Below are 22,676 nucleotides of genomic sequence, written 5' to 3'. Positions count from 1 at the left end.
CTGCGATAACTACACCGCTTGAAATAAAGGCATTTTTGATTGAACTAGATGCGATTTGCTACAGTTTTGCAAATGGTGACTGCGTTCCTACGTCATGGTAAAGAATTTGTTGACTTCGTTCAGGTAGTCTCAGGCCTGAGCGGAAATTTGCGCTCCGCTGTGCCTGAAACGAAAGGACGGATGACCGCCGATGACTCAAAATCACAGAAATTCCCTTCGTGGTCTTGCTATTGCACTCATCGTGACCGCGTCCGCCGGCCTGGCCCCCATCAACGCGAAAGCAGATCAGCGGTTCCAGAAGTGGATCGCGGACTTCTATCAAACTGCCGCTCAAAATGGCATCAGCAAGGCAACCTATCGCAAAGCCTTCTCAGGCGTCAGCGATCCGGATCCGACAGTGCTGGAAAAGGCTGCCTATCAGCCTGAATTTACAACGAAAATCTGGGACTACGTTGATTCCCGTGTAAATCCGTACACGGTGCAGATCGGCCGTCAGATGGCCGCCAAACATGCCTCGACGCTGAATGCGGTCCAACGCCAGTTCGGTGTGGACAAGACGATTCTCCTGGCCATCTGGTCGATGGAATCCAATTATGGCGCAGTTCTCGACAAGGACGACCGCCTGCACTACGTGCCGCGCGCCTTGGCGACCCTCGCCTATGCCGACGAACGCCGCGCGAAGTTCGCCAAGAAGCAACTCATTGCGGCGCTGAAGATCCTGCAGAATGGCGATATCTCGCCCGATGGCATGACCGGCTCCTGGGCCGGCGCCATGGGCCACACCCAATTCATTCCGACAAGCTACCTGCTCTATGCGGTCGACGCCGACGGCAACGGACATCGCGACATCTGGAACTCCGTGCCTGATGCTCTCGCCACGTCCGCCAACCTGCTGCGGAAAAACGGGTGGGATGCCGGCAAAACCTGGGGCTATGAAGTGGTCGTGCCGCCGAATGCCAGAAAACAGGTCGGTAAAACGCATACACTGGCGCAGTGGGCCTCCCTCGGCCTTAGCAGGCCGAACGGCAAGAGCTTCCGCGATGGCGGCAGCAAGGCCGTGCTCAAGATGCCGGCCGGCCCCGATGGCCCGGGCTTCCTGATGACCAGCAATTTCTTCACCATCAAGAACTACAACGCGTCGGACAGTTACGCGATTGCGGTCGGACTGCTGGCGGACGAGATCGCCGGCTACGGCGGCATGAAGCAGCCCTGGCCACGACCGAACGGTACGCTTGATATGAAGCAAAAGTTCGAACTGCAGACGCGCCTGAAGACACTCGGTTATTACGACGGCGAGGTCGACGGGAACTTCGGCAGCGGATCCAAGGCCGCGATTGCCGCGGTCCAGGCTCGCATCGGAATGCAGCAGGACGGTGAGCCATCGCTGCCGCTCCTGAACGCGCTTCGCAAGTAGACGGAATAATCGGCAACATACACTTTTGGGGTGTGGACGCGAGTTCCCGCTCCATGCGAGAATGCCGGCAGATGCGAGGCTGCTGATTATGCGTAAACGAGTACACCGGGCAACGCTCCGCTGGGGTGCGATTGGCACCGCAACGTTGGTGCTCGTCTTCAGCGCGCTGCCGGTGCACGTGGCCGATGCGCAGGAGCGGTATTACTATCGCCGCTCGATTCTCGATTTTTTCTTTGGCCGTCGCTACATCCAGGAATATCCGCCACAGGCACCGTCTCAGAACGCGCCGCAGCGACAGCCTGCGCCGAGAAGGAAAGCGCCGTCGTCGAAGGCGGCTGCGGCTCCCCGTCCCGCCGCTCCCGTCGTCGTTGAGGAAAAGGCGGTCGAGAAGCTTGCCAACGCCCAGAAGATCCTCGTCGTCGGCGATTTTCTCGCCGGTGGTCTTGGCGTCGGCATGGACGCTGCTTTCAAGGATTCTCCCGGCGTCGTGGTCGAGACACATAGCAACGTCGCCTCGGGTCTGGTCCGAGACGACTACTATGACTGGCCGCAACAGCTGACAAAATTCATGGACGAGGCGAAGCCCGCCATGGTCATCGTCATGCTCGGCGCGAATGACCGCCAGCAGATGGTGACGGATATCGGCAAGGAGAAATTCAGGACCGACGGTTGGTATTCCGAATATCAGCGCCGCGTCGTGGCCTTCGGCCAGCAGGTCACCAGCCGCAAGATTCCGCTGCTCTGGGTCGGACTACCCGCCTTCGATTCGCCTGCGATGACCGCCGATGCCGTGCAGCTTAACCAGCTGTTCCGCAAGCAGATGGAGAGCGTCGGCGGCGAGTTCGTCGACATCTGGGACGGTTTCGTCAGCGAAGGCGGCGACTTCATCGTCACCGGCTCGGATATCAACGGCCAGCAGGTCCGCCTACGCACCTCGGATGGCATCAACCTCACGGAAGCAGGCCGGCGCAAGCTTGCCTTCTATGTCGAAAAGCCCGTGCGCCGCATTCTCGGGGTACAGGCAAGCCCGGACCTCGTCCGCCTTGACGCGGGCAATGCGCCGGTGATCGACGCTGTGGCAATGCCCGGCCGCACCGAGCCGATCAGCCTCTCCGATCCCAACCTGGATGGCGGCGCGGAACTTCTTGGCGGCAGGGCACTCCCGGTCAGTGCCACCAAGTCGCCACGTGATCTTCTGGTTCAGGATGGCGAGATGGCGGCTCCCCCTGTTGGCCGCGTCGATGACTATCGCATGGCTCCTGTGAAGCCCACCGCTGAGGTCACGATCAAATAGCCCGGCTGCATGAAGCCGCGCTCCAAAAACGCGCTCTTGATCTCAGTCGAACGCGAGGCTCACCAAACGAAAAAGGGCCGCTCAGAGCGGCCCAAAATTCAATCATCAACTGTGTCGCTTACCGCGGCAGAACCGTCGAGCCCATCAGGGCTTCGTCGATGGCGCGGGCGGCCTGGCGGCCTTCGCGGATCGCCCAGACCACCAGCGACTGACCGCGGCGCACGTCGCCCGCCGTCCAGAGCTTGTCGACCGAGGTCTTGTAGTCGCGGTCGTCGGCAACGACGTTGGTCGAGCCGCGACGGTCGGTGTTGAGCGTGAGCTTGCCGTCGAGTTCCTTGAGCACGCTGTCCTTGAACGGGCCGCTGAAACCGATCGCGATGAAAGCGAGGTCGGCCTTGATGATGAACTCGGTGCCGGCGATCGGCTTGCGACGCTCGTCGACTTCGCAGCACTTCACGCCGGTCAGAACGCCATCTTCACCGACGAACTCGAGTGTTGCCACCTGGAACTCGCGAATTGCGCCTTCCGCTTGCGAGGACGACGTGCGCATCTTCGTTGCCCAGAACGGCCAGACAGCGAGCTTGTCTTCCTTCTCCGGCGGCTGCGGGCGGATGTCGAGCTGCGTGACCTTCACCGCGCCCTGGCGGAACGCCGTACCGACGCAGTCCGATGCGGTATCGCCACCGCCGACGACGACGACATGCTTGGCGCCGGCGAGGATCGGGTCAGAGGCCCAGCCGACGCTGTCGATGTTTTCACGGCCGACGCGCTTGTTCTGCTGCACGAGGTAGGGCATCGCGTCATGGACGCCCGAAAGCTCGATGCCCGGGATACCCGCTTCGCGTGGCGTTTCAGAACCGCCGCAATAGAGAACCGCATCGTGGTCTGCGAGCAGCTGCTCGACCTTCACGTCGACACCGACATTGACGCCACAGTGGAAGGTGACGCCTTCGCCTTTCATCTGCTCGACGCGGCGATCGATGAAGTTCTTTTCCATCTTGAAGTCAGGGATACCGTAGCGCAGCAGGCCGCCGGGCTTGCTTTCGCGTTCGTACACGTGAACCTCATGCCCTGCGCGGCCGAGCTGCTGTGCAGCCGCCATGCCGGCCGGGCCGGAACCGACGATCGCAACCTTCTTGCCGGTGTGAACCGTTGCCGGCTGCGGACGGATGAAGCCGAGCTCGTAGGCCTTGTCAGCGATCGCCTGTTCGACGGTCTTGATCGCAACCGGCGTGTCCTCGAGGTTCAGCGTGCAGGCTTCCTCGCAGGGCGCCGGGCAGACGCGGCCGGTGAACTCCGGGAAGTTGTTCGTCGAATGCAGGTTCTGGATCGCCGCTTCCCAGTTGTTGTTGTAGACGAGGTCGTTCCAATCCGGGATCTGGTTATGAACAGGGCAGCCGGTTGGCCCATGGCAATAGGGAATGCCACAGTCCATGCAGCGCGCTGCCTGTTTCTGCACTTCCTGGTCCGACATCGGGATCGTGAATTCGCGGAAATGCCGGATGCGATCCGAGGCAGGCTGATACTTTGCCACCTGCCGGTCGATTTCCAGAAACCCTGTGACCTTACCCATATTTTCGTCCCTTACACTCATGACCGCCTCGCCTGCGGCCAGTTGTCCATCGTCAGCCTCGACAGTGGAGGCAAGTTGCTTCTTTCGACCGTCATCCAGCATATCCCTTGAGTGCTATCCACGCGTCTGCGCTGCCTGAGGCTGCTGCCGATCCGTGGGTCATTGAGATATTTCGGTCATCCGCCGCGCCAGCCTTCGCCGGCGCAACGGAAGTAAGCGTATTTACTCGGCCGCAATTCCCATGCGGGCGCGTTCCATTTCTTCAAGCGCACGGCGGTACTCGACCGGCATGACCTTGCGGAACTTCGGACGGTAGTCGGCCCAGTTGTCCAAGATCTGCTTGGCGCGGGTGGAGCCCGTATAGTGCAGGTGGTTGGAGATCAACTGGTAGAGGCGCTCCTCATCGTGGCGCGTCATGTCACCGGAGACGTCGACGCGTCCCTTGTGCATGAGGTCGCCGCCGTGATGATGCAGCTTCTCCAGCATGTCGTCCTCCTCAGGAACCGGCTCGAGCTCGACCATCGCCATGTTGCAGCGCTTGGCGAAATCGCCGGCCTCGTCGAGTACGTAGGCAACGCCACCGGACATACCGGCCGCGAAGTTACGGCCCGTTTGGCCGAGAACGACCACCACGCCACCCGTCATGTATTCGCAGCCGTGGTCGCCCACGCCTTCGACGATGGCGATCGCACCCGAGTTGCGGACCGCGAAGCGCTCGCCCGCGACACCGCGGAAGTAGCACTCGCCTTCGGTCGCACCATAGAGAACGGTGTTGCCGACGATGATCGACTCTTCCGCGACGATCTTCGAATTCTCAGGTGGCCGGACGATGATCTTGCCGCCCGAGAGGCCTTTGCCGACATAGTCATTGCCGTCACCGACCAGATTGAATGTGATGCCGCGTGCCAGGAAGGCGCCGAACGACTGGCCGGCCGTGCCCTTGAGCGTCACGTTGATCGTGTCGTCTTTGAGGCCGCGGTGGTTGTAGCGCTTGGCGACTTCGCCGGACAGCATCGCGCCAGCCGAACGGTCGACGTTCTTGATATCGACCTCGAAGGACACAGGGGTCTTCGAAGACAGTGCCGGCTCGGCCTCCGCGATCAGCTTGCGGTCGAGAACGTCGTCGATCGGGTGCTTCTGGCGTGATGTCCAGTAGGTCGCATCCTTCGGCGCCTCGACCTTGTGGAAGATGCGGCTGAAGTCGAGGCCCTTGGACTTCCAATGCGCCAGCATCTCGTCCTTCTCGAGCAGCTCCGAAGCGCCGATGATGTCATCGAGCTTGGTGAAGCCGAGCGACGCCAAGATTTCGCGCACTTCGTTGGCGACGAAGAAGAAGTAGTTGACGACGTGCTCAGGCGTGCCCTTGAAGCGCTTGCGCAGGACCGGATCCTGCGTGGCAACGCCGACAGGACAGGTGTTCAGGTGGCACTTGCGCATCATGATGCAGCCGGCGGCGATGAGCGGCGCGGTCGCGAACCCGAATTCGTCGGCACCGAGAAGCGCACCGATAATGACGTCGCGGCCGGTCTTCAGACCGCCATCGACCTGCAGGGCGATACGCGAACGCAGGCCGTTCAAGACAAGCGTCTGCTGCGTCTCGGCAAGGCCGATTTCCCACGGAGAACCCGCATGCTTCAGCGAGGTCAGCGGCGATGCGCCGGTGCCACCGTCGAAGCCGGAGACGGTGATGTGATCGGCGCGCGCCTTGGCAACGCCGGCGGCGACCGTGCCGACGCCGACTTCCGAGACGAGCTTGACCGAGACATCGGACGTCGGGTTGACGTTCTTCAGGTCGTAGATCAGCTGCGCCAGATCTTCGATCGAATAGATGTCATGGTGCGGCGGCGGCGAGATAAGGCCGACACCCGGGGTCGAGTGACGTGTCTTGGCAACGGTCGCGTCGACCTTGTGGCCGGGCAGCTGGCCACCCTCGCCGGGCTTTGCGCCCTGCGCGACCTTGATCTGCAGCATATCGGCGTTGACGAGATATTCGGTCGTGACACCGAAACGTCCCGACGCGATCTGCTTGATCGCCGAACGCTCGGGGTTCGACGAACCATCCGGCAGCGGCATGTAGCGGTCGGACTCTTCGCCACCTTCGCCGGTGTTTGACTTGCCGCCGATCTTGTTCATCGCGATCGCGAGCGTCGTGTGCGCCTCGCGGGAGATCGAGCCGAAGGACATCGCGCCCGTCGAGAAACGCTTGACGATATCGGCAGCAGGCTCGACCTCATCGACCGAAACCGGCTCGCGGCCGAGCTGTTCGGCGCTCTTGATGTTAAAGAGGCCGCGGATGGTGTTCATGCGCAAGGCCGAGGTGTTCACCATCTCGGCGAACTCGCGGTAGCGGTCCTCGGCATTGCCGCGAACGGCGTGCTGCAGTGTGGCCACCGCATCCGGAGTCCAGGCATGGCTTTCACCGCGCATGCGGTAGGCATATTCGCCACCGATATCGAGCGTGGTCGCGAGCAGCGGATCCTTGCCGAAGGCGGAGGTGTGACGCGCAACAGTCTCTTCGGCGATCGCCGTGAGATCGACGCCTTCGATCATCGTCGCGGTACCGAAGAAGTACTTGTCAACCAGTTCCTGCTGCAGGCCGATCGCATCGAAGATCTGACCGCCGCAATAGGACTGATAGGTCGAGATGCCCATCTTCGACATGACCTTGAGGATGCCCTTACCGACCGCCTTGATGTAGCGGTAGACAACTTCGGAGGCGTCCACTTCCTTCGGGAACTCGCCCTTGGCATGCATGTCGAGCAGCGTGTCGAAGGCAAGATAAGGGTTGATCGCTTCGGCGCCGTAACCTGCGAGCAGGCAGAAGTGATGCACTTCTCGCGGCTCGCCGGTCTCGACGACGAGGCCGACCGAGGTGCGCAGACCCTTGCGGATCAGGTGATGGTGCACGGCAGCCGTCGCCAGCAGTGCCGGGATCGCTATGCGATCAGGCCCGATCTGGCGGTCGGAGAGAACGATGATGTTGTAGCCGCCCTTGACGGCCGCTTCCGCGCGCTCGCAGAGGCGATCGAGCATCTCAGGCATGCCTTCGGCGCCACGCTCGACATCATAGGTGAAGTCGAGCGTCTTCGTGTCGAAGCGGTCTTCCGTGTGACCGATCGAACGGATCTTTTCGAGATCGCCGTTGGTAAGGATCGGCTGACGCACTTCCAGGCGCTTGGCGTTTGCCATGCCGGTATGGTCGAGAATGTTCGGACGCGGCCCGATGAACGAAACGAGGCTCATGACGAGCTCTTCGCGGATCGGGTCGATCGGCGGGTTGGTAACCTGCGCGAAGTTCTGCTTGAAGTAGGTGTAGAGCAGCTTCGACTTTTCCGACATGGCCGAGATCGGCGTGTCCGTGCCCATCGAGCCGACGGCTTCCTGGCCCGTGGTCGCCATCGGCGACATCAGGATCTTGGTGTCTTCGGTCGTGTAGCCGAAAGCCTGCTGGCGGTTGAGCAGCGACACGTCGCGGCGCAGCGCACGCGGCTCGACCGGCTTCAGGTCTTCGAGGATGAGCTGAGTGCGATCCAGCCAGTTGCGGTAAGGATGCTTGGTCGCGAGTTCGGACTTCACTTCCTCGTCGGAAACGATGCGGCCCTTCTCCATGTCGATCAGCAGCATCTTGCCCGGCTGCAGGCGCCACTTCTGCACGATATCCTCTTCAGCCACCGGCAGCGTGCCGGCTTCCGAAGCGAGGATGACGCGGTCGTCTGACGTGACGAGATAGCGGGCCGGGCGCAGACCGTTACGGTCGAGCGTCGCGCCGATCTGCTTGCCATCGGTGAAGGCGACAGCAGCCGGTCCGTCCCACGGCTCCATCAGGGCCGCATGGTATTCGTAGAATGCCTTCCGCTCGGCCGCCATCGACTGGTTGCCGGCCCAGGCTTCCGGGATCAGCATCATCACGGCATGTGCCATGGAGTAGCCGCCGCGCACGAGGAACTCGAGCGCGTTGTCAAAACAGGCAGTGTCCGACTGGCCTTCATACGAGATCGGCCAGAGCTTGGAGATATCCTCACCGAAGAGCGGCGAAGACACCGATGCCTGGCGCGCCGCCATCCAGTTGACGTTGGAGCGCAGCGTGTTGATTTCGCCGTTGTGGGCGACCATGCGGTAAGGGTGCGCCAGCTTCCAGGACGGGAAGGTGTTGGTCGAGAAGCGCTGGTGCACGAGGGCAACCGCGGACTCGAAGCGCGGGTCCGACAGGTCCTTGTAGTAGGCACCGACCTGATAGGCCAGGAACATGCCCTTGTAGACGACGGTCGCCGACGACAGCGACACCGGGTAGAAGTTGCTCTCCTCGCCGTCGAACTCGTCGTAGATGCGGTTGGAGATCACCTTGCGGAGCGTGAACAGGCGGCGCTCGAACTCGTCGTTCGTCGCCGCGTCCTTGCCAGCGCCGATGAAGACCTGAACGTGATGCGGCTCGGTGGCGGCGATGTCGGGCGCCTTCGACAGCGAGGAGTTGTCGACGGGCACGTCGCGGAATCCGATGAAGACCTGGCCTTCATCGGTGATGACGTCCTGGATCACCTTCTTGAAATGCGCGATCTGCTTTTCGTCGTGCGGCATGAAGATGTGACCCATGCCGTACTCGCCGACCTTCGGCAGGGTGATGCCCTGCTTGGCCATTTCCTCACGGAAGAAGCGGTCCGGGATCTGCACGAGAATGCCCGCGCCATCACCCATAAGGGGGTCGGCGCCGACGGCACCGCGGTGCGTCAGGTTCTCGAGAATGAAGAGACCGTCCTTGACGATCTGGTGCGACTTCTGACCCTTCATATGGGCGACAAAGCCGACGCCGCAGGCATCGTGCTCGTTGCGTGGGTCGTAAAGCCCCTGTTTTCGCGGCAGACCGGAGGCGAATTTACGCGTGTTGGCCGTCGCGCGCGTCGTTGCTGCTGCGAACTGGTCAAAACCCGTGGATGGCGTCTTCGTCATCTTTCCCTCCTGTCAGAGCCCGCGGGGCCGCGGGCGGCTTCTTGTCCCGCGCCGTCCCTGATCCTAGGTTCGGCGCGTGACAGCGCTGTTGCATTATCGAAGATCCGGTCGCCGGCGGCAGGCTCTCCAGGGAAAGCACCGTTGCGCTACCGCGCCTGCCATCCGCCTCCGCATGCGGGCTCTTACCCGCTTTTGAAGAACTATAGCGTGAAACCCCACGAGTGTAAGGTTTTTTGGCGCCTCTTCGGCCGTCGCGGCCAAAATAGGACAACAACACTGTCCTAATTCGCTTGATGTATGCCAGAAACATCCAGCCTTCGCAAGAGTGCAGATTCAAAAAATCGGCAGTTTGCGACCTAATATTGCTCAAACAGCCTATCGGCAAGACATAAAATTACACGTTTACGCATTATTTTGTTTATTGATTGCCGACGTCAATTTTTGTGATGGATTTCACGCCGCCCCTTTGACCAGCCGGAGCGTTGGCGTAATGTCGCCGCCGAACCTGATCCTCCACCACATCCCAAGCGGTCTCCTTTCATGTATTTTGCATCCGACAACTGGGCAGGCGCCCATCGATCCATCGCCGAACGTCTGCTCAGGGAATCCGACGGCTTTGCCGCGGCCTATGGCGCAAGTGATCTCGACCGGCGTGTCGAGCGCCGCTTTGCAGAAGTCTTCGAGCGTGAAGTCGCCGTTCTTTTCGTCGGCACCGGCACAGCAGCGAACTCCTTGTCGCTCGCGAGCGTCCAACGGCCGGGCGGCATCACCTTCTGCCATTCCGAAGCACATGTGATTGCGGACGAATGCGGCGCACCCGACTTCTTCAGCGGTGCCCGCCTGCTCGGCGTTCCTGGCCCGGAAGGAAAGATCGACCCGGAAAAACTCAGGGAAAGGATCGCGGAGTTCCCGCAGACGGCCGTGCAGCACGGGCGGGCAACGGCTGTAACGATCACCCAGGCAACAGAAGCCGGAACGGTCTACAGCCTGTCGGAAATCGACGAAATCGCCGCGATCGCCCGGAAGGACGGGCTGCCGCTTCATATGGACGGCGCGCGCTTTGCCAATGCCCTCGTCTCCCTTGGTGTCAGCCCGGCCGAGATGACCTGGAAGCGCGGCATCGACATGCTGTCCTTCGGCGGCACGAAGAACGGTTGCTGGTGCGCGGAAGCGATCGTCTTCCTCAATCCGGAGCAGGCCAAGGAGATGCCGTTCATCCGCAAGCGCGCCGCCCAGCTGTTCTCGAAGTCACGCTTCATCGCCGCCCAGTTCGATGCCTATTTCGAGCACGATCTCTGGCTCGATCTCGCCCGCCATGCGAACGGTATGTCCGATCGTCTGCGCGCGGGCATCACCGCGAGCAACGCGTCCCGGCTGGCGTGGCCGACCTCGGCCAACGAAGTCTTCGCCGTCATTCCGAAAGGCGCGGCGAAAACGGCACAAGAAAAGGGCGCGAAGTTCTATGAATGGCCGGTGCCACCGGCCACACCCGAGCTTGTCGGCCGGGATGAGACGCTGATCCGCCTCGTCACCAGCTTTGCGACCAGCGAGGCAGATGTCGATGGTTTCCTGGACTGCCTCGCAAACTGAGTTCTGAGCCTCAATTCTGATGGCCTGTCACGGCGGATTGCGGCTTGCCACCATCCGTCGTTTTCGCGTCGTGTCCTGCCACGACAATCAGCATCACACAGGCAACCAGCCCGGATACGAAGAGTACACCATACGTCATCGGTCCGTTCTCCTTGCCCCGAAGATCGACCATGGTGATCCGAGCCTAGGCTCCGAACCTAACCAGATGCCTAAGTGACACGGTTGAGGGCACCTTAAGATGGCAAGCAGGCCATTAACTTTTGGGCGAGGCAGCGAATGAACATTGCGCGGCAACGAAGCGTTATTGCGTGATCGGACCATGATTGATTGCCGATCTGCTGGCCACCATGCCGAGGTCGCGCTATCACGGGCCATGCCCTGATACCTGAAGACGACAAGAGAACGCCGATGGAAATCCGTCCTGAACAGCCGAGCGACATCGCGACGATCCGCCAGATTATAAAGGCGGCCTTCGCGCCGACGGAATACAGTAGCCAGACAGAGGCGGAAATCATCGACGCGCTCCGCAAGGCCAACGCGTTGAAAATTTCGCTCGTCGCCGTCGACGGTGGCGCAGTCATCGGACATGTCGCCTTCTCGCCCGTCACGATCGATGGTGGCGACTACGGCTGGTACGGGCTTGGTCCGGTTTCGGTGCGACCCGACCGCCAGAACGAGGGCATCGGTGGAAACCTCATTCGCGACGGCCTGTCGCGGCTGACCGGTATCGGCGCCAGGGGCTGCGTTGTTCTCGGCGACCCCGGCTACTACGAGCGCTTCGGCTTCGAGAATGACGTCAATCTGATTTTCGAGGGCGTGCCGGCGGAATATTTCATGCGCCAACGGTTCGATGGCCCGCTGCCTGTCGGCAAAGTCTGCTATCACAACGCCTTCACCGCCACTTAAGACGCCTTAACAGGTCTCATCCGCCGGAACCAAGACGACGTACCTTGCCGAGGATGTCCTCCGACAGCGCATGCACCAGCGCCTGGTCGGCGCCCTTGCGCGGCACAAGGACGAACTCCACCTCCTCGAGGATGGGAAGCCTATCGCGCCCGATCTCCTTCAGACCGGAAGGTGCCATGCTGCGCGGCTGCACCAGCACGCCCATGCCGGCCCGTGCGGCCGCCGTCAGTCCGCTGAGGCTGCCGCAGGTGCAGACGATCCGCCAGGCGACCTGGCTTCGGCCCAGGGCTTCGAGCGCGATGCTGCGCGTCACGCTCGGCGGCGGAAACGCGATCAGCGGCAGAGGCCCACCGCTTAAGACATGCTCCGGATCACGCGCCAGCCACACCAGCGGCTCACGGTAGACCAGCCGTCCGCGCGCATCGCCCAACCGGCGCTTCGCCAGCACGAGGTCGATCTCGCCGTTGTCCTGCATTTCGTAAAGCGTTCCTGACAGGGCTACCGTCAGCTCGAGATCGACGGAGGGGTGCGAGCGAACGAAATCCTCGAGCACCGCCGGAAGCTGGCTGGTCACGAAATCCTCGGAGACGCCGAGCCGCAGGTTGCCGCGCAGATTTTGCCCTTTGAATTGCGATTGCACTTGCGCTTCGATCGCCAGCATCGCCCGCGCGTGGCTGAGCAACGCTTCCCCGTCTGTCGTCATGACTACCTTGTGGGTGTCGCGCGCCAGCAATCGCCGCCCGACCGCGCTTTCGAGCCGCTGGATGTGCTGGCTGACGGTCGACTGCCCGAGACCGAGCCGTTCGGCAGCCAGCGTGAAGCTTCCCATCTGTTCGACGGCAACAAAGCTGCGGAGTTGGGTAAGATCGAGCATGGTGATCCAGAAATACGATAACTGTTATTCCTTGCATCCTGTATCATAATGGAAGAAAGAGAAATGATCCACCGATCCGATGAGTAAAGCCATGCGCCGCTTCTTGCCCGATACATTTACGATCCTGCTCGTCTGCACAGTCATCCTCGCCTCATTCCTGCCGGCCACGGGCACCTTTGCCGGCTATTTCGGCATAGCGACGAACCTCGCGGTGGCCCTACTCTTCTTCCTGCATGGCGCACGCCTGTCCCGCGACGTCGTTATCGCCGGCGTTCTGCACTGGCGGCTGCATCTCGTGATCCTGCTGACGACGTTTGGCCTGTTTCCCATCCTTGGCCTCGGCCTTGGCTTTGTGCCGGAGTGGATTCTGCCGAAGCCTCTTTATCTCGGCATACTCTATCTCTGCGTACTGCCTTCGACGGTGCAGTCGTCGATCGCCTTCACCTCCATGGCAGGTGGCAACGTACCGGCCGCCATCTGCTCTGCATCGGCATCGAACATCTTCGGCATGTTCCTGACGCCGCTGCTGGTCGGACTGCTGTTTTCCGTCGGCGGCCATGGCGGCTTCTCATGGGAGGTGCTCGGGCAAATCCTCATGCAACTGCTGCTGCCGTTCATCGTCGGCCAGGTGCTGCAGCCATGGATCGGGGCCTGGATCCGCGCGAAAAAGACGCTGCTGATGCCTGTTGATCGTGGCTCGATCCTGATGGTCGTCTACCTCGCCTTCAGCAAGGCAATCGTTGAAGGGCTGTGGCACGAGTTCTCGGTCACCGACATCGCGGCCGTCATCATCGCCGACACGGCGCTGCTTGCCTTCGTATTGTGTTTCACCATGTTTGGCAGCCGCCTGCTCGGTTTCAACAAGGCCGACGAGATCACCATCACCTTTTGCGGATCGAAGAAGAGCCTCGCCAGCGGCGCGCCGATGGCCAGCGTCATTTTTGCCGGGCAATCGATCGGCGCGATCGTGCTGCCGCTGATGCTGTTCCACCAGATCCAGCTGATGGTTTGCGCGGTCATCGCACAGAAGTACGCGGCAAAGACGGCACATCGCATCACCACGGAAGAAACCGAGGAAGCGGCAAGCCCGGCTTGATGGCAGACAACAAAAAGGCGGCGCTCAAACGAGCGCCGCCGGCATGCTTGGTCTTGGGAGGACCGATTGGGTTAGTTGGTGACCTGTGCCTCGATGGCCTTCGGCGCGCTGACCGGCTCAGCCGCAATCGCGATCTTACGCGGCTTCATGGCTTCCGGAATGCTGCGAAGCAGGTCGATGTGGAGAAGACCGTTCTTCAGCGAAGCGGCGGTAACCTCGACATGGTCGGCAAGCTGGAAGCGGCGCTCGAAGGCGCGCTTGGCAATGCCGCGATAGAGGAACTCGCTGCCATCAACCTTGTCTTCGCTCTTTTCACCCTTGACGGTGAGAGCGTGAGCCTGTGCCTCGATGGAGATTTCGGTCTCATCGAAACCGGCAACGGCCATGGTGATGCGGTAGGTGTTTTCACCAGTACGCTCGATGTTGTAGGGCGGATAAGTCTGGCCCTGGTCAGGTTGGCCGAGGCTGTCGAGCATGGTGAAGAGACGGTCGAAACCGACGGTCGAACGATAAAGGGGAGAGAAGTCTACGTGACGCATGATGTCCTCCTTAAGGAAGCGACGTGTTGCGATAGTTGCCCCTGAAACCCCTTGATCGGCAGCTTCGGGACGGTTTAGCAGGCCCGTTTGGCACCCGCAGGATTGAGATGGGGATGGCCTTTGCGCAGTTCAAGACCCTGGCGTTGGGAGGGAACTCACGCAGCGTGAACCCCGCATGAACAGCCGGTTCGGAAGCCATTCATGCGCAGGGGATTAGGAATCGTGCCTATCGGGTGACACTGGCCCGATGGCTGGAGTGTATCGTCCCTTCGTCTTCAGCCCGATCTCCAGCCGGCATCGCGGAACCTCAAGTTCAGCATGCCGGCTTTTTTTATGGCGTGACGGCAAAACGGCCAGCTTACGTTCACCGCCTGTTACCAAGCCTCTTTTCTTTGATTTGACAGCCCAATCAGCTATCCGTTTTACTCAATAGGCGAATCCGCGAAGCACACGATCGATCGGCCATGGAACAAGTTCTTTTCTCGACCCCCGAAAATCCGGCTCCGGAGAACCGAACCGAAGGCTTCTTCGAAACGCATGACGGCCATCGGCTGCGCTATGCCGTCTTCCGCTCCGACGCGCCGGTGGCGAAGGGTACGGTCGTCCTCCTCCAGGGCCGCAACGAGTATATCGAGAAGTATTTCGAGACGATCCGCGACCTGACGGCCAAGGGCCTGTGGGTCGCGACCTTCGATCTGCGTGGCCAGGGCGGCTCGGACCGGCTTCTGAAGACGCGCACCTATGGCCATGTCCGCCGCTTCGTCGATTACGAGCACGACCTCGACACGTTCCTCGAGAAAATCGTGCTGCCGGATACCCGCCTGCCGTTCTTTCTTCTGGCGCATTCGACCGGAGCGCTGATCGCGATGTCCGCCGCCCCGTACCTATCGACACGTATCGAGCGCATGGTGCTGACGGCACCCTTTATTGGTCTTTCAGGTCAGGCAGCATCGGAAGGTACGATCCGGGCGCTTGCCGGGATCGCCTGTTCGCTCGGTCTCGGCTCGTTCCCGCTGACGCGCAAGCTCAAGGAGAAGCCGTTCAGCGACAACCCTCTGACATCGGACGAGACCCGTTTCGAGCGCAATGTCGCTGTTGCCGCCGCACATCCGGAGCTGACGCTCGGCCCCCCGACAGCGCGCTGGCTGTACGACTCGCTGCTGACGATCGACCGCGTAACCGCTCCGAGCCATTTGTTCTCGATCACCATCCCGACGGTCGTCATCGCGCCGACGCGCGACGCCATCGTGCCCTATATCGCGCAGGAGCGGATCTCGCGCTATTTCCGCGCCGCCCAGTTCGTGCCGATCAATGGTGCGCGGCATGAGGTGCTGCAGGAACGCGACGTCTACCGCAAGGCGGCGCTTGCCGCCTTTCACGCCTTCATCCCCGGCAGTGACGCCGAGGCCGTCGAGGAAGTCGAAGGGTTTGGTACCTAGCCCGGTCTCTATCCAAGCGACCGCGACAAATGCCGGTGGATGCTATCGATTGAGAACCGCCATCGCCTGCTCGTAGACGGCGCGGCTGCCGGCCGCAATGATCGAGCCGCCATTTTCCGGACGCCCGCCATCCCAGGTCGTGATGATCCCGCCGGCATTCTCAATGACGGGGATGATGCCACCGACATCGTAGGGCTTCAGGCCGTTTTCGATCACAAGATCGACATGGCCGGCGGCGAGCAGCGCGTAGGCGTAGCAGTCCGTGCCATAGCGGAAGAGCCGCACCTGGCTCTCGATCTCACGGTATTTCTCCATCTCGACACCGGCAAACAGATGCGGCGAGGTGGTGAAGAGAATGGCGTTCGCCAGTGCGCCGCAATCGCGAACCTGCAGCCGCCGCTCCCCTTCCGGGCCGTTATAGATCGAACCGTTCGCATCTGCGAAATAGCTTTCGCCAGTAAAGGGCTGGTCGATCATGCCCATGACGGCCCGGCCGTTTCGCTGCAGACCGATCAGCGTTCCCCAGACCGGTACACCGGAGATGAACGCGCGCGTACCGTCGATCGGGTCGATCACCCAGACATATTCGCGGTCCAGGCCAACATTGCCGTGCTCTTCGCCGAGAATGCCGTGATCCGGGAAATGCTCCTCGATCAGCGCCCGAATGGCGACTTCCGCCGCCCTGTCGCCTTCGGTGACGGGGTCAAAGCCGCTCGATAGCTTGTTGGTCACGTCAAGTCCGGAACGGAACCGTGGCAGCGTTTCGGCCTTGGCGGCCTCCGCCAGGCGATTGAAGAACGAGCGATCAGGCAACATGGTGGAATCCATTGGTGGCGCGCGAGTGCCGCTTTTCATAGCCGAATTGCCGCCCGTTGCAAACGAGAGCGGCAGCTTTTAGCCGGCTGCACAATATTTTTGCACTGCAAAATTTTGATTGACAATTGTGCACCGCAATAGTAGCTTTTGCCCACAGTCTTTGACTGTAAATGCCCTCCTTGGGTGTTTCCTCCCTAGACTTAGACCGCCGCGAGGCGGTCTCTTTTTGATGTCTTGAAGGCCTATTCGGCAGCGAGGGCGGTGTCGGTCGCGAACTGCGCCACATAGACCGCCATCTGGCGCATGAAGGCGGTGATCGCTGCGGCAACCAAGGCGAAGTCGGAGCGCTTCTCCAGCGTAACTTCGTCGACATAGATCGAGCGGTTCACTTCAATCTGCAGCGCATGCAGTCCACGCGACGGGCGGCCATAATGCTCCGTGATAAACCCGCCGGCATATGGCTTGTTGCGGATTGCCGTGAAGCCCATCTCCTCCAAGATGGCGACAGCCGCACGCGACAGATCGGCCGAGGCACTGGTGCCGTAGCGATCGCCGATGATGAAATCCGGCCGCGCATTGGTGCCGGCGACGCGAACGTTGCCCGGCATGGAGTGGCAATCGATCAGCACGCCGAAGCCGAACTGGACATGCGTGCGGGCGATCAGCCGCCGCAACGCCGCGTGATATGGCTTATAGACGGCTTCGATTCGATCGAGCCCCTCCTGCACCGACAGCCGACGGGCATAGATCTCCATGTTCTCGGCAACGATGCGCGGAATGGTACCGAGCCCGCCTGCCACGCGCAGTGAATTGATGTTCGCGTAGGGCGGCAGCAGACCGTCGAACATGCGCGGATCGAGCTCGTAGGGCTCGCGGTTCACATCGAGATAGGCGCGCGGAAAGTTTGCAAGCAGGAGCGGCGCCCCAAGCGCGCTCGCATCGGCAAACAGCTCATCGACATAGTGATCCTCGGAGCGGCGGATGGAAATGCCCTCGAGCCTGGACTGAGCGATGAATTCGGGGGGATAGATGCGCCCGCTGTGCGGCGAGTTGTAGACGAATGGAATGGCGTGCGACGCAGGCTCCCGGACCTCGAAAAGTGCGTATTCAGGGATTTCGTGCACCCTTTTTTCCCTCTTTACCACATCAGGAGGCCATTGCTTCGACCATGTTGCCAGTTGCAGCACTCCAAGTCCATACTATCTCATGGGGATGACGGCCCGGATGGCCTCTTCACCGGTTGTTTACTGGGCGAACTCTAGTGTAAATGGCTGGAGCCCAACGCATAAATTATTGATTAGCGGTCTGGATAATGACTCAGAAGATACTTCTTGCAGAAGACGACAATGACATGCGCCGGTTCCTTGTGAAGGCGCTTGAAAAGGCAGGCTACAAGGTCCTCTCCTACGACAACGGCGCCAGCGCCTATGACAGGCTTCGTGAAGAACCCTTCTCGCTGCTCCTGACCGATATCGTCATGCCCGAAATGGACGGAATCGAACTGGCGCGCCGCGCCACCGAACTCGATCCGGACCTGAAAGTGATGTTCATCACCGGATTCGCAGCCGTCGCCCTCAACCCTGATTCGAAGGCACCGAAGGACGCGAAGGTCCTTTCCAAGCCTTTCCACCTTCGCGACCTCGTCGAGGAAGTAAATAAAATGCTTGCCGCATAAGGCTTCCGGCAAAGCATGTCACAAAACCGAAAAAAGCCTATTGACGGCAAAAAGGGTTTGTGGTCTATGCGCCGCCATCGGATGGGCGTGTAGCTCAGCGGGAGAGCACTACGTTGACATCGTAGGGGTCACAAGTTCGATCCTTGTCACGCCCACCATTCGATCCCTTTGTTTGCAAAGGGATTTTCACCAAGCCGCTGATTGGTGAGAGACTGGCCAAATTCGCTGCTGTCACACTCTTGTCACAGCGAGGCGAACAGAATGGCTACTATTCGAAAACGAGGAGGCAAATGGCAGGTGCAGATTCGCCGCCATGGTTTCCCGACTATGTCACGCACCTTCCTCACAAAAAACGATGCCACCGAGTGGGCGCGCTATTGGGAAGCGAAGGCCGACCGCGCTAAACTTCCGGACAACCGAAAAATCCTGAACACGATCTCTCTGGCCGATCTTGTTAAGCGCTATCGGGATGAAGTGGTTGCTGCAAAGCGCGGCAAAGAAATCGAAACCATTATCCTCAACGCCTTCCTGAGAGAGCCTATTTGCCGGAAGAAGCTCTCAGTGCTTTCAAGCGAAGATTTTGCTGCCTATCGCGATAAGCGACTTGCAACCATTTTACCAAGCTCCCTCGGCAGACAATTGTCTCCCCTGTCTAACATGTTCAGTGTTGCCAAACAGGAATGGGGACTACCTCTCGAGACCAATCCGCTTGCTAAACTGCGCATCGGCACAAGAGAAAGTAAAAGAGAAAGACGGCTACAAACCCATGAGTTTGACAATCTTCTTCACGCCGCTCAAAAAACTCGAAACCCCTTAATTCTCCCGATCATTCTCTTCGCCTTGGAAACGGCGATGCGAAGAGGAGAAATCCTTTCCATGCAGTGGCGCCATATAAATATCGAACGCCGCTCAGTGGTCATTCCAGAGTCAAAGAATGGCCATTCTAGAACCGTCCCCCTTACGACCAAAGCCATTGCCATCTTACAGGGCGTCAAGAGCGATTCCGCTAGGGTGTTTCCGATTGCTCCCAATGCCCTAAGATTATCGTGGGATAGGCTGACCGACAGAGCATCCGTTGAAGACCTGCACTTTCATGATTTGCGCCACGAGGCGATCAGCCGGTTCTTTGAAATGGGACTGACCGTTCCTGAGGTAGCCTCCATAAGTGGCCACCGGGATATCAGGATGCTGATGCGATATGCCCATGCGGATGTCGTGAAGCTCGCAGCAAAGCTATCCTGAGTACCCAGCGATTTTTCTTTACAACTACAGATAAATGTGGCATAATTAAACTGTAGGAAAAAGGGAAATTCTGCCCAAATTCCTATTTTCACTAAAAATTTGATCTAAGGCGGCGCTCTTTTGGGCGCTGCATGCTATTCTGAAAGGAAAATATTTTGGATAATAACATATTAAATAACAATTACTTGACCTCGGTTGAGGACGTCTTGGCGGAGTTAGACAACGAGTTGCGTAAACAAGGATACGCAGGCTCCACAGATATTCCAAAGATCACTTTCTTGGCAGCATTGACCAGAATGTTTGCGGAACCGGTCTCACTGGTTGTCATGGGACCTTCAGGCTCTGGGAAAACCTATTCCATCGAATCGGGACTTCAGTTCGTTCCGCCGAGCGTTATCGAGAACATTGCCGGAATGTCCGAAAAGGCTCTACCTTATCTCGAGGGCGTCTCGCTTAAACAGAGAGTGCTATACCTAGGAGAAGCTGCGGGAATGGCGGAGGGCAATGGCCGCGCGTTTCTCAGGCAGCTGATGACGGAGGGTAAGATCACCTATCTCACTGTTCAGAAAACAGCGAATGGCATGAAAGGTGAAAAGCTCCCTACCGTGGAAGGCCCGATCTCGTTCATGATGGCAACAACGGCCAATAACATTCATCACGAAGACCAAAGCAGAATGCTGACTTTGAACCTGGATGAGAATCCGCAGCGAATTAAGGAAGCACTTCGCAACAAAGCTCTGGGACTCTCCAAAACGGAAGTGACCCTCAACCTTGAGCCTTGGCACGAACTCCATGACTTCATTGCAAACAAGAAAATGGAAGTGGTGATCCCGTATGCAGAACGAATAGTTGACCTACTGGAAATCGGAAGCCTCAAGATCCAAAGAGATTTTCCTAAATTCCTTTCAACTATTAAAGCCTGTGCACTTGTTCACTTCAATCACAGGGAGCAAGACAAGAATGGAAGGATACTAGCAAACGAAAATGATTATAGAATTGCCTATGATCTGCTCAATGAGCCAATTTCTCAAGGATTGGAGGCGTCAGTAAAGCCTGGAATTAGAGAGGTTGTCGAAGCCGTTACAGATCTGTCGAAAATGGGCGTATCAGTAGATGGTATTAGCCATTCCAAACTCGCCGAACATATGGTCCGAGACAGGTCGGTTGTAGGTCGGAATATCCATGCGGCAGTCAGCCAAGGATATCTGAGAAATGAAAGTCCCGGCCAAGGCCGTGAAGCAAAGGTGATGCTTGGGGATCGAAAACTCTCGAATGGGAGCGCTCTACCCTCTCCAGAGTTGGTGTTCAAAAAGGATAACGCTGTCAGGTCGGCTGTTGAACAAATTGAACAACCGCACCGAAACTACTTCTCCCATGAGTCTCTGCCTTGGTGATACTCTCTAGAACAACTGCACAAGTGAACAGGTTCCTGTAAATATAGCCTTTTGTATTTAATATAAAACTAATTTATACAATAAACCTATTTTTACTTTAATTTAGACCAATCGCCGGGGGTGTTTGTGTACGAATACAGGCACTTCCGGCTGGTCCAGCCTCACCCTATTCTCTATTTTGACAAAATCCCTTTAAACCTCGGAGGGACGTGATGCGTATGAATAATGCACTTGCCCAAAACCCTTCCGAAGTCTTCTAATCCGCTTTCAATGGTTTGTGCGGAACACATGAGTACAGACCATGAATATTCCCAATGCCTACACCGTCATCGATGGCTTGTTTTCTAAGTCGCGCCTTCCATACTTCACCGGCCGCTTCACACTGCTCAAGAGCGACCCAATTCTTGTCCTCGACCATCTCAGTTGAAATATTCGCTCCGTAGAGAACAACTAACACCAGACTAAACAATTAGACCCCCTTTCTTCGGCACAAATTAAGAACTAATACTTAAAATGATGCGCGACGGAATCAAGATAAATCTATAACGAGAGGAGGTACGCGAATGCATTCGCCGGAATTTAAAGTAACTTATACATGCCTTAATGACATTGTTAGAACAGTTACTTTCTTGTCGATATTCTTCCTGATCGCAACCAGCGTATATTCTCAAGATCATCCAAAACTTCCTATCACTGGGGAATGGCTCAACAGTATCCGTTGCGAGCGCCCCACAGGCATGGGCGTGACGCCGATCCTCAACCTGGACTAAGCGTCGTTGGCGGGAGCGCCTGGATTGAAGCGCATCGGCTTGCAGTGCGCGTAGATGCTCTCGACCGCGAATGGGAGCGTACGCCAGGCGTCTTTAAGGATGGCCTTAGTCGGCTTGGGAAACGCCGTCGAGATCATTTCGATCAGATCGGGCTTTGTGCATTGAATGAGGATGCCCATGATTGGTTCGCCGGTCTGCTTTTGAGCGAACAGCGGTGCCCAATCTTCTAGATTCAGGCTAATGGCGCCGAAGAACCCGTCGGCCCAGTCGCCCGCAAGCACTTCGCCCTCGTCAGTCCGCATTAACATCGGCGCATAACGGCCGGGCGCCGTCAGTTGGTGGGCTATGAGGTTGTAATGATCGACGATCGTGTCGATCACCGCCTGGATCTTGTTGCCGATGAGCGCTTTTTTCTCGTGATCGCCGATGACATGGAACATCCAATCATTGGGCAGCAGGAAGACTGGGCCAGCCGCCAAACCGGTCAGGAAGCCATTCATCATCGAGACGCCGCCACAAGGCGGCGCCGGCTCAGCCTTGTCGAACCAGGCTTCCAGCTGCTCGAGGGTCAAAAGTTTCGCACGCTTGGGTCGTTTCACGCTGCTACCGCCATATTCATATCGGCATGTTCTTGTTTCCAATGCCAAGGCAGGCAACGCTCAAGGGAGGTCGACTTTATCTCGCCCGACACGATGCGTTCAAGCACGTCGTTGAGCCACGTATAGGGATCGAGGCCGTTCAACTTTGCTGTGGTCAGCAACGAACCCAAAATGGCCCACGTCTCGGCGCCGCCATCACTGCCGGCGAACAGACTGTTGACGCGTCCAAGCGCAATACTTCTCATATTACGCTCGACGGTATTGGAATCGACCTCAAGCCTGCCGTCATCCAGGAATAGGGTTAGCCCAGACCAGAGCCCCAGAGTGTACTTGATGGCGGATGCGACCGGGTCTTTGGCGGATATATTCTTGAGCGTATCCATCAGCAACGTTTTGAGATCAGCCATCAGGCCTTTGGTTTGCGTCTGACGGACCGACAGGCGATGCTCGGCGCTCGTGCCGCGGATTCTGGCTTCAATCGCATAGATCTCGGCCAGGCGCTCGATCACCG

General features: G+C 58.8%; 19 protein-coding genes and 1 tRNA gene. 11 read left to right on the top strand and 9 right to left on the bottom strand.

All coding sequences use genetic code 11. The annotated features are described in order from the left end of the window. The first annotated feature begins 190 nt into the window (after positions 1-190). Positions 191-1,414 (top strand): lytic murein transglycosylase, encoded by a 1,224-nt coding sequence (locus tag C934_RS0128400; RefSeq protein WP_018859913.1) that lies wholly within the window; start codon positions 191-193, stop codon positions 1,412-1,414. 61 nt (positions 1,415-1,475) lie between these two features. Beyond that, a complete protein-coding gene (locus tag C934_RS0128395) occupies positions 1,476-2,708 on the top strand; it encodes a DUF459 domain-containing protein (RefSeq protein ID WP_018859912.1) in 1,233 nt (410 codons plus the stop codon). A gap of 118 nt (positions 2,709-2,826) precedes the next feature. Here C934_RS0128395 and C934_RS0128390 read toward each other — a convergent pair whose 3' ends face one another. Further along, positions 2,827-4,281: a glutamate synthase subunit beta gene (locus C934_RS0128390; protein ID WP_026372160.1), complete on the bottom strand. Its 1,455-nt coding sequence runs from the start codon at positions 4,279-4,281 to the stop codon at positions 2,827-2,829. 222 nt (positions 4,282-4,503) lie between these two features. Next, on the bottom strand, positions 4,504-9,225 hold the full coding sequence (gene gltB / locus C934_RS0128385; protein ID WP_018859910.1) for a glutamate synthase large subunit: 4,722 nt from the start codon (positions 9,223-9,225) through the stop codon (positions 4,504-4,506). Positions 9,226-9,765: 540 nt separating this feature from the next. Here gltB and C934_RS0128380 point away from each other — a divergent pair. Continuing rightward, the gene (locus C934_RS0128380; RefSeq protein WP_018859909.1) at positions 9,766-10,815 is read left to right on the top strand and encodes a threonine aldolase family protein; all 1,050 of its coding nucleotides are present in this window, start codon (positions 9,766-9,768) and stop codon (positions 10,813-10,815) included. A gap of 10 nt (positions 10,816-10,825) precedes the next feature. On the opposite strand, the gene C934_RS36255 is transcribed toward C934_RS0128380, so the two are convergent. Beyond that, positions 10,826-10,954, bottom strand: coding sequence for a hypothetical protein (locus C934_RS36255; protein ID WP_019280707.1), 129 nt, complete (start codon positions 10,952-10,954; stop codon positions 10,826-10,828). 269 nt (positions 10,955-11,223) lie between these two features. Here C934_RS36255 and C934_RS0128370 point away from each other — a divergent pair, with 269 nt between their 5' ends. Beyond that, positions 11,224-11,721, top strand: a complete 498-nt coding sequence (locus tag C934_RS0128370) for a GNAT family N-acetyltransferase (protein ID WP_018859907.1) — start codon at positions 11,224-11,226, stop codon at positions 11,719-11,721. Positions 11,722-11,737: 16 nt separating this feature from the next. Here C934_RS0128370 and C934_RS0128365 read toward each other — a convergent pair whose 3' ends face one another. Beyond that, a complete protein-coding gene (locus C934_RS0128365; RefSeq protein WP_018859906.1) occupies positions 11,738-12,595 on the bottom strand; it encodes a LysR substrate-binding domain-containing protein in 858 nt (285 codons plus the stop codon). A gap of 91 nt (positions 12,596-12,686) precedes the next feature. Here C934_RS0128365 and C934_RS0128360 point away from each other — a divergent pair, with 91 nt between their 5' ends. Next, complete coding sequence (locus C934_RS0128360) at positions 12,687-13,691, top strand: bile acid:sodium symporter family protein (RefSeq protein ID WP_018859905.1); 1,005 nt, start codon at positions 12,687-12,689, stop codon at positions 13,689-13,691. A gap of 71 nt (positions 13,692-13,762) precedes the next feature. Here C934_RS0128360 and C934_RS0128355 read toward each other — a convergent pair whose 3' ends face one another. Continuing rightward, a complete protein-coding gene (locus tag C934_RS0128355) occupies positions 13,763-14,230 on the bottom strand; it encodes an Hsp20 family protein (protein WP_018859904.1) in 468 nt (155 codons plus the stop codon). A gap of 464 nt (positions 14,231-14,694) precedes the next feature. Between C934_RS0128355 and C934_RS0128350 the strand changes: the two genes are divergently transcribed. Next, positions 14,695-15,669, top strand: a complete 975-nt coding sequence (locus tag C934_RS0128350; protein ID WP_018859903.1) for an alpha/beta fold hydrolase — start codon at positions 14,695-14,697, stop codon at positions 15,667-15,669. A 42-nt stretch (positions 15,670-15,711) separates the two neighbouring features. Here the strand turns inward: C934_RS0128350 and hisN are convergent, their stop codons facing one another. Together hisN and C934_RS0128340 are read right to left on the bottom strand one after the other, a co-directional pair. After that, a complete protein-coding gene (gene hisN / locus C934_RS0128345; RefSeq protein ID WP_026372158.1) occupies positions 15,712-16,485 on the bottom strand; it encodes a histidinol-phosphatase in 774 nt (257 codons plus the stop codon). Between the two features lie 242 nt (positions 16,486-16,727). After that, a complete protein-coding gene (locus C934_RS0128340; RefSeq protein ID WP_018859901.1) occupies positions 16,728-17,609 on the bottom strand; it encodes an N-formylglutamate amidohydrolase in 882 nt (293 codons plus the stop codon). A 188-nt stretch (positions 17,610-17,797) separates the two neighbouring features. Between C934_RS0128340 and cpdR1 the strand changes: the two genes are divergently transcribed. The 5 genes from cpdR1 (at position 17,798) to C934_RS36250 (ending at position 21,223) form a co-directional block, all read left to right on the top strand. Further along, positions 17,798-18,160 carry a response regulator CpdR1 gene (cpdR1, locus tag C934_RS0128335; protein WP_007527565.1) on the top strand — a complete coding sequence of 121 codons (363 nt, stop codon included), beginning with the start codon at positions 17,798-17,800 and terminating at the stop codon, positions 18,158-18,160. Positions 18,161-18,243: 83 nt separating this feature from the next. Continuing rightward, positions 18,244-18,318 (top strand) — tRNA-Val (locus tag C934_RS0128330). Positions 18,319-18,421: 103 nt separating this feature from the next. Next, positions 18,422-19,402 carry a site-specific integrase gene (locus C934_RS0128325; RefSeq protein ID WP_018859900.1) on the top strand — a complete coding sequence of 327 codons (981 nt, stop codon included), beginning with the start codon at positions 18,422-18,424 and terminating at the stop codon, positions 19,400-19,402. Positions 19,403-19,557: 155 nt separating this feature from the next. Continuing rightward, complete coding sequence (locus tag C934_RS0128320; protein WP_018859899.1) at positions 19,558-20,796, top strand: hypothetical protein; 1,239 nt, start codon at positions 19,558-19,560, stop codon at positions 20,794-20,796. A 301-nt stretch (positions 20,797-21,097) separates the two neighbouring features. Then, the gene (locus C934_RS36250; protein ID WP_018859898.1) at positions 21,098-21,223 is read left to right on the top strand and encodes a hypothetical protein; all 126 of its coding nucleotides are present in this window, start codon (positions 21,098-21,100) and stop codon (positions 21,221-21,223) included. A 339-nt stretch (positions 21,224-21,562) separates the two neighbouring features. Here the strand turns inward: C934_RS36250 and C934_RS0128310 are convergent, their stop codons facing one another. Then, positions 21,563-22,165 (bottom strand): YecA/YgfB family protein, encoded by a 603-nt coding sequence (locus C934_RS0128310; protein WP_018856628.1) that lies wholly within the window; start codon positions 22,163-22,165, stop codon positions 21,563-21,565. Then, positions 22,162-22,676, bottom strand: a 515-nt coding sequence (locus C934_RS0128305) for an IS66 family transposase (RefSeq protein ID WP_018859897.1), incomplete at its 5' end; no start/stop codon positions are given. The genes C934_RS0128305 and C934_RS0128310, both read right to left, overlap by 4 nt.

It is taken from the genome of Rhizobium sp. 42MFCr.1, assembly GCF_000377185.1.
In the GTDB taxonomy this organism is placed as follows: Bacteria; Pseudomonadota; Alphaproteobacteria; order Rhizobiales; family Rhizobiaceae; genus Rhizobium; species Rhizobium altiplani.
This window is presented reverse-complemented; position numbering and strand designations above follow the sequence as displayed.

What these genes read in the sequence shown, in the direction of transcription:
- C934_RS0128400 (WP_018859913.1), top strand. Translation starts at nt 191, where the DNA reads ATGACTCAAAATCACAGAAATTCCCTTCGTGGTCTTGCTATTGCACTC.
- C934_RS0128395 (WP_018859912.1), top strand. Translation starts at nt 1,476, where the DNA reads ATGCCGGCAGATGCGAGGCTGCTGATTATGCGTAAACGAGTACACCGG.
- C934_RS0128390 (WP_026372160.1), bottom strand. Translation starts at nt 4,281, where the DNA reads ATGGGTAAGGTCACAGGGTTTCTGGAAATCGACCGGCAGGTGGCAAAG.
- gltB (WP_018859910.1), bottom strand. Translation starts at nt 9,225, where the DNA reads ATGACGAAGACGCCATCCACGGGTTTTGACCAGTTCGCAGCAGCAACG.
- C934_RS0128380 (WP_018859909.1), top strand. Translation starts at nt 9,766, where the DNA reads ATGTATTTTGCATCCGACAACTGGGCAGGCGCCCATCGATCCATCGCC.
- C934_RS36255 (WP_019280707.1), bottom strand. Translation starts at nt 10,954, where the DNA reads ATGACGTATGGTGTACTCTTCGTATCCGGGCTGGTTGCCTGTGTGATG.
- C934_RS0128370 (WP_018859907.1), top strand. Translation starts at nt 11,224, where the DNA reads ATGGAAATCCGTCCTGAACAGCCGAGCGACATCGCGACGATCCGCCAG.
- C934_RS0128365 (WP_018859906.1), bottom strand. Translation starts at nt 12,595, where the DNA reads ATGCTCGATCTTACCCAACTCCGCAGCTTTGTTGCCGTCGAACAGATG.
- C934_RS0128360 (WP_018859905.1), top strand. Translation starts at nt 12,687, where the DNA reads ATGCGCCGCTTCTTGCCCGATACATTTACGATCCTGCTCGTCTGCACA.
- C934_RS0128355 (WP_018859904.1), bottom strand. Translation starts at nt 14,230, where the DNA reads ATGCGTCACGTAGACTTCTCTCCCCTTTATCGTTCGACCGTCGGTTTC.
- C934_RS0128350 (WP_018859903.1), top strand. Translation starts at nt 14,695, where the DNA reads ATGGAACAAGTTCTTTTCTCGACCCCCGAAAATCCGGCTCCGGAGAAC.
- hisN (WP_026372158.1), bottom strand. Translation starts at nt 16,485, where the DNA reads ATGTTGCCTGATCGCTCGTTCTTCAATCGCCTGGCGGAGGCCGCCAAG.
- cpdR1 (WP_007527565.1), top strand. Translation starts at nt 17,798, where the DNA reads ATGACTCAGAAGATACTTCTTGCAGAAGACGACAATGACATGCGCCGG.
- C934_RS0128325 (WP_018859900.1), top strand. Translation starts at nt 18,422, where the DNA reads ATGGCTACTATTCGAAAACGAGGAGGCAAATGGCAGGTGCAGATTCGC.
- C934_RS36250 (WP_018859898.1), top strand. Translation starts at nt 21,098, where the DNA reads ATGAATATTCCCAATGCCTACACCGTCATCGATGGCTTGTTTTCTAAG.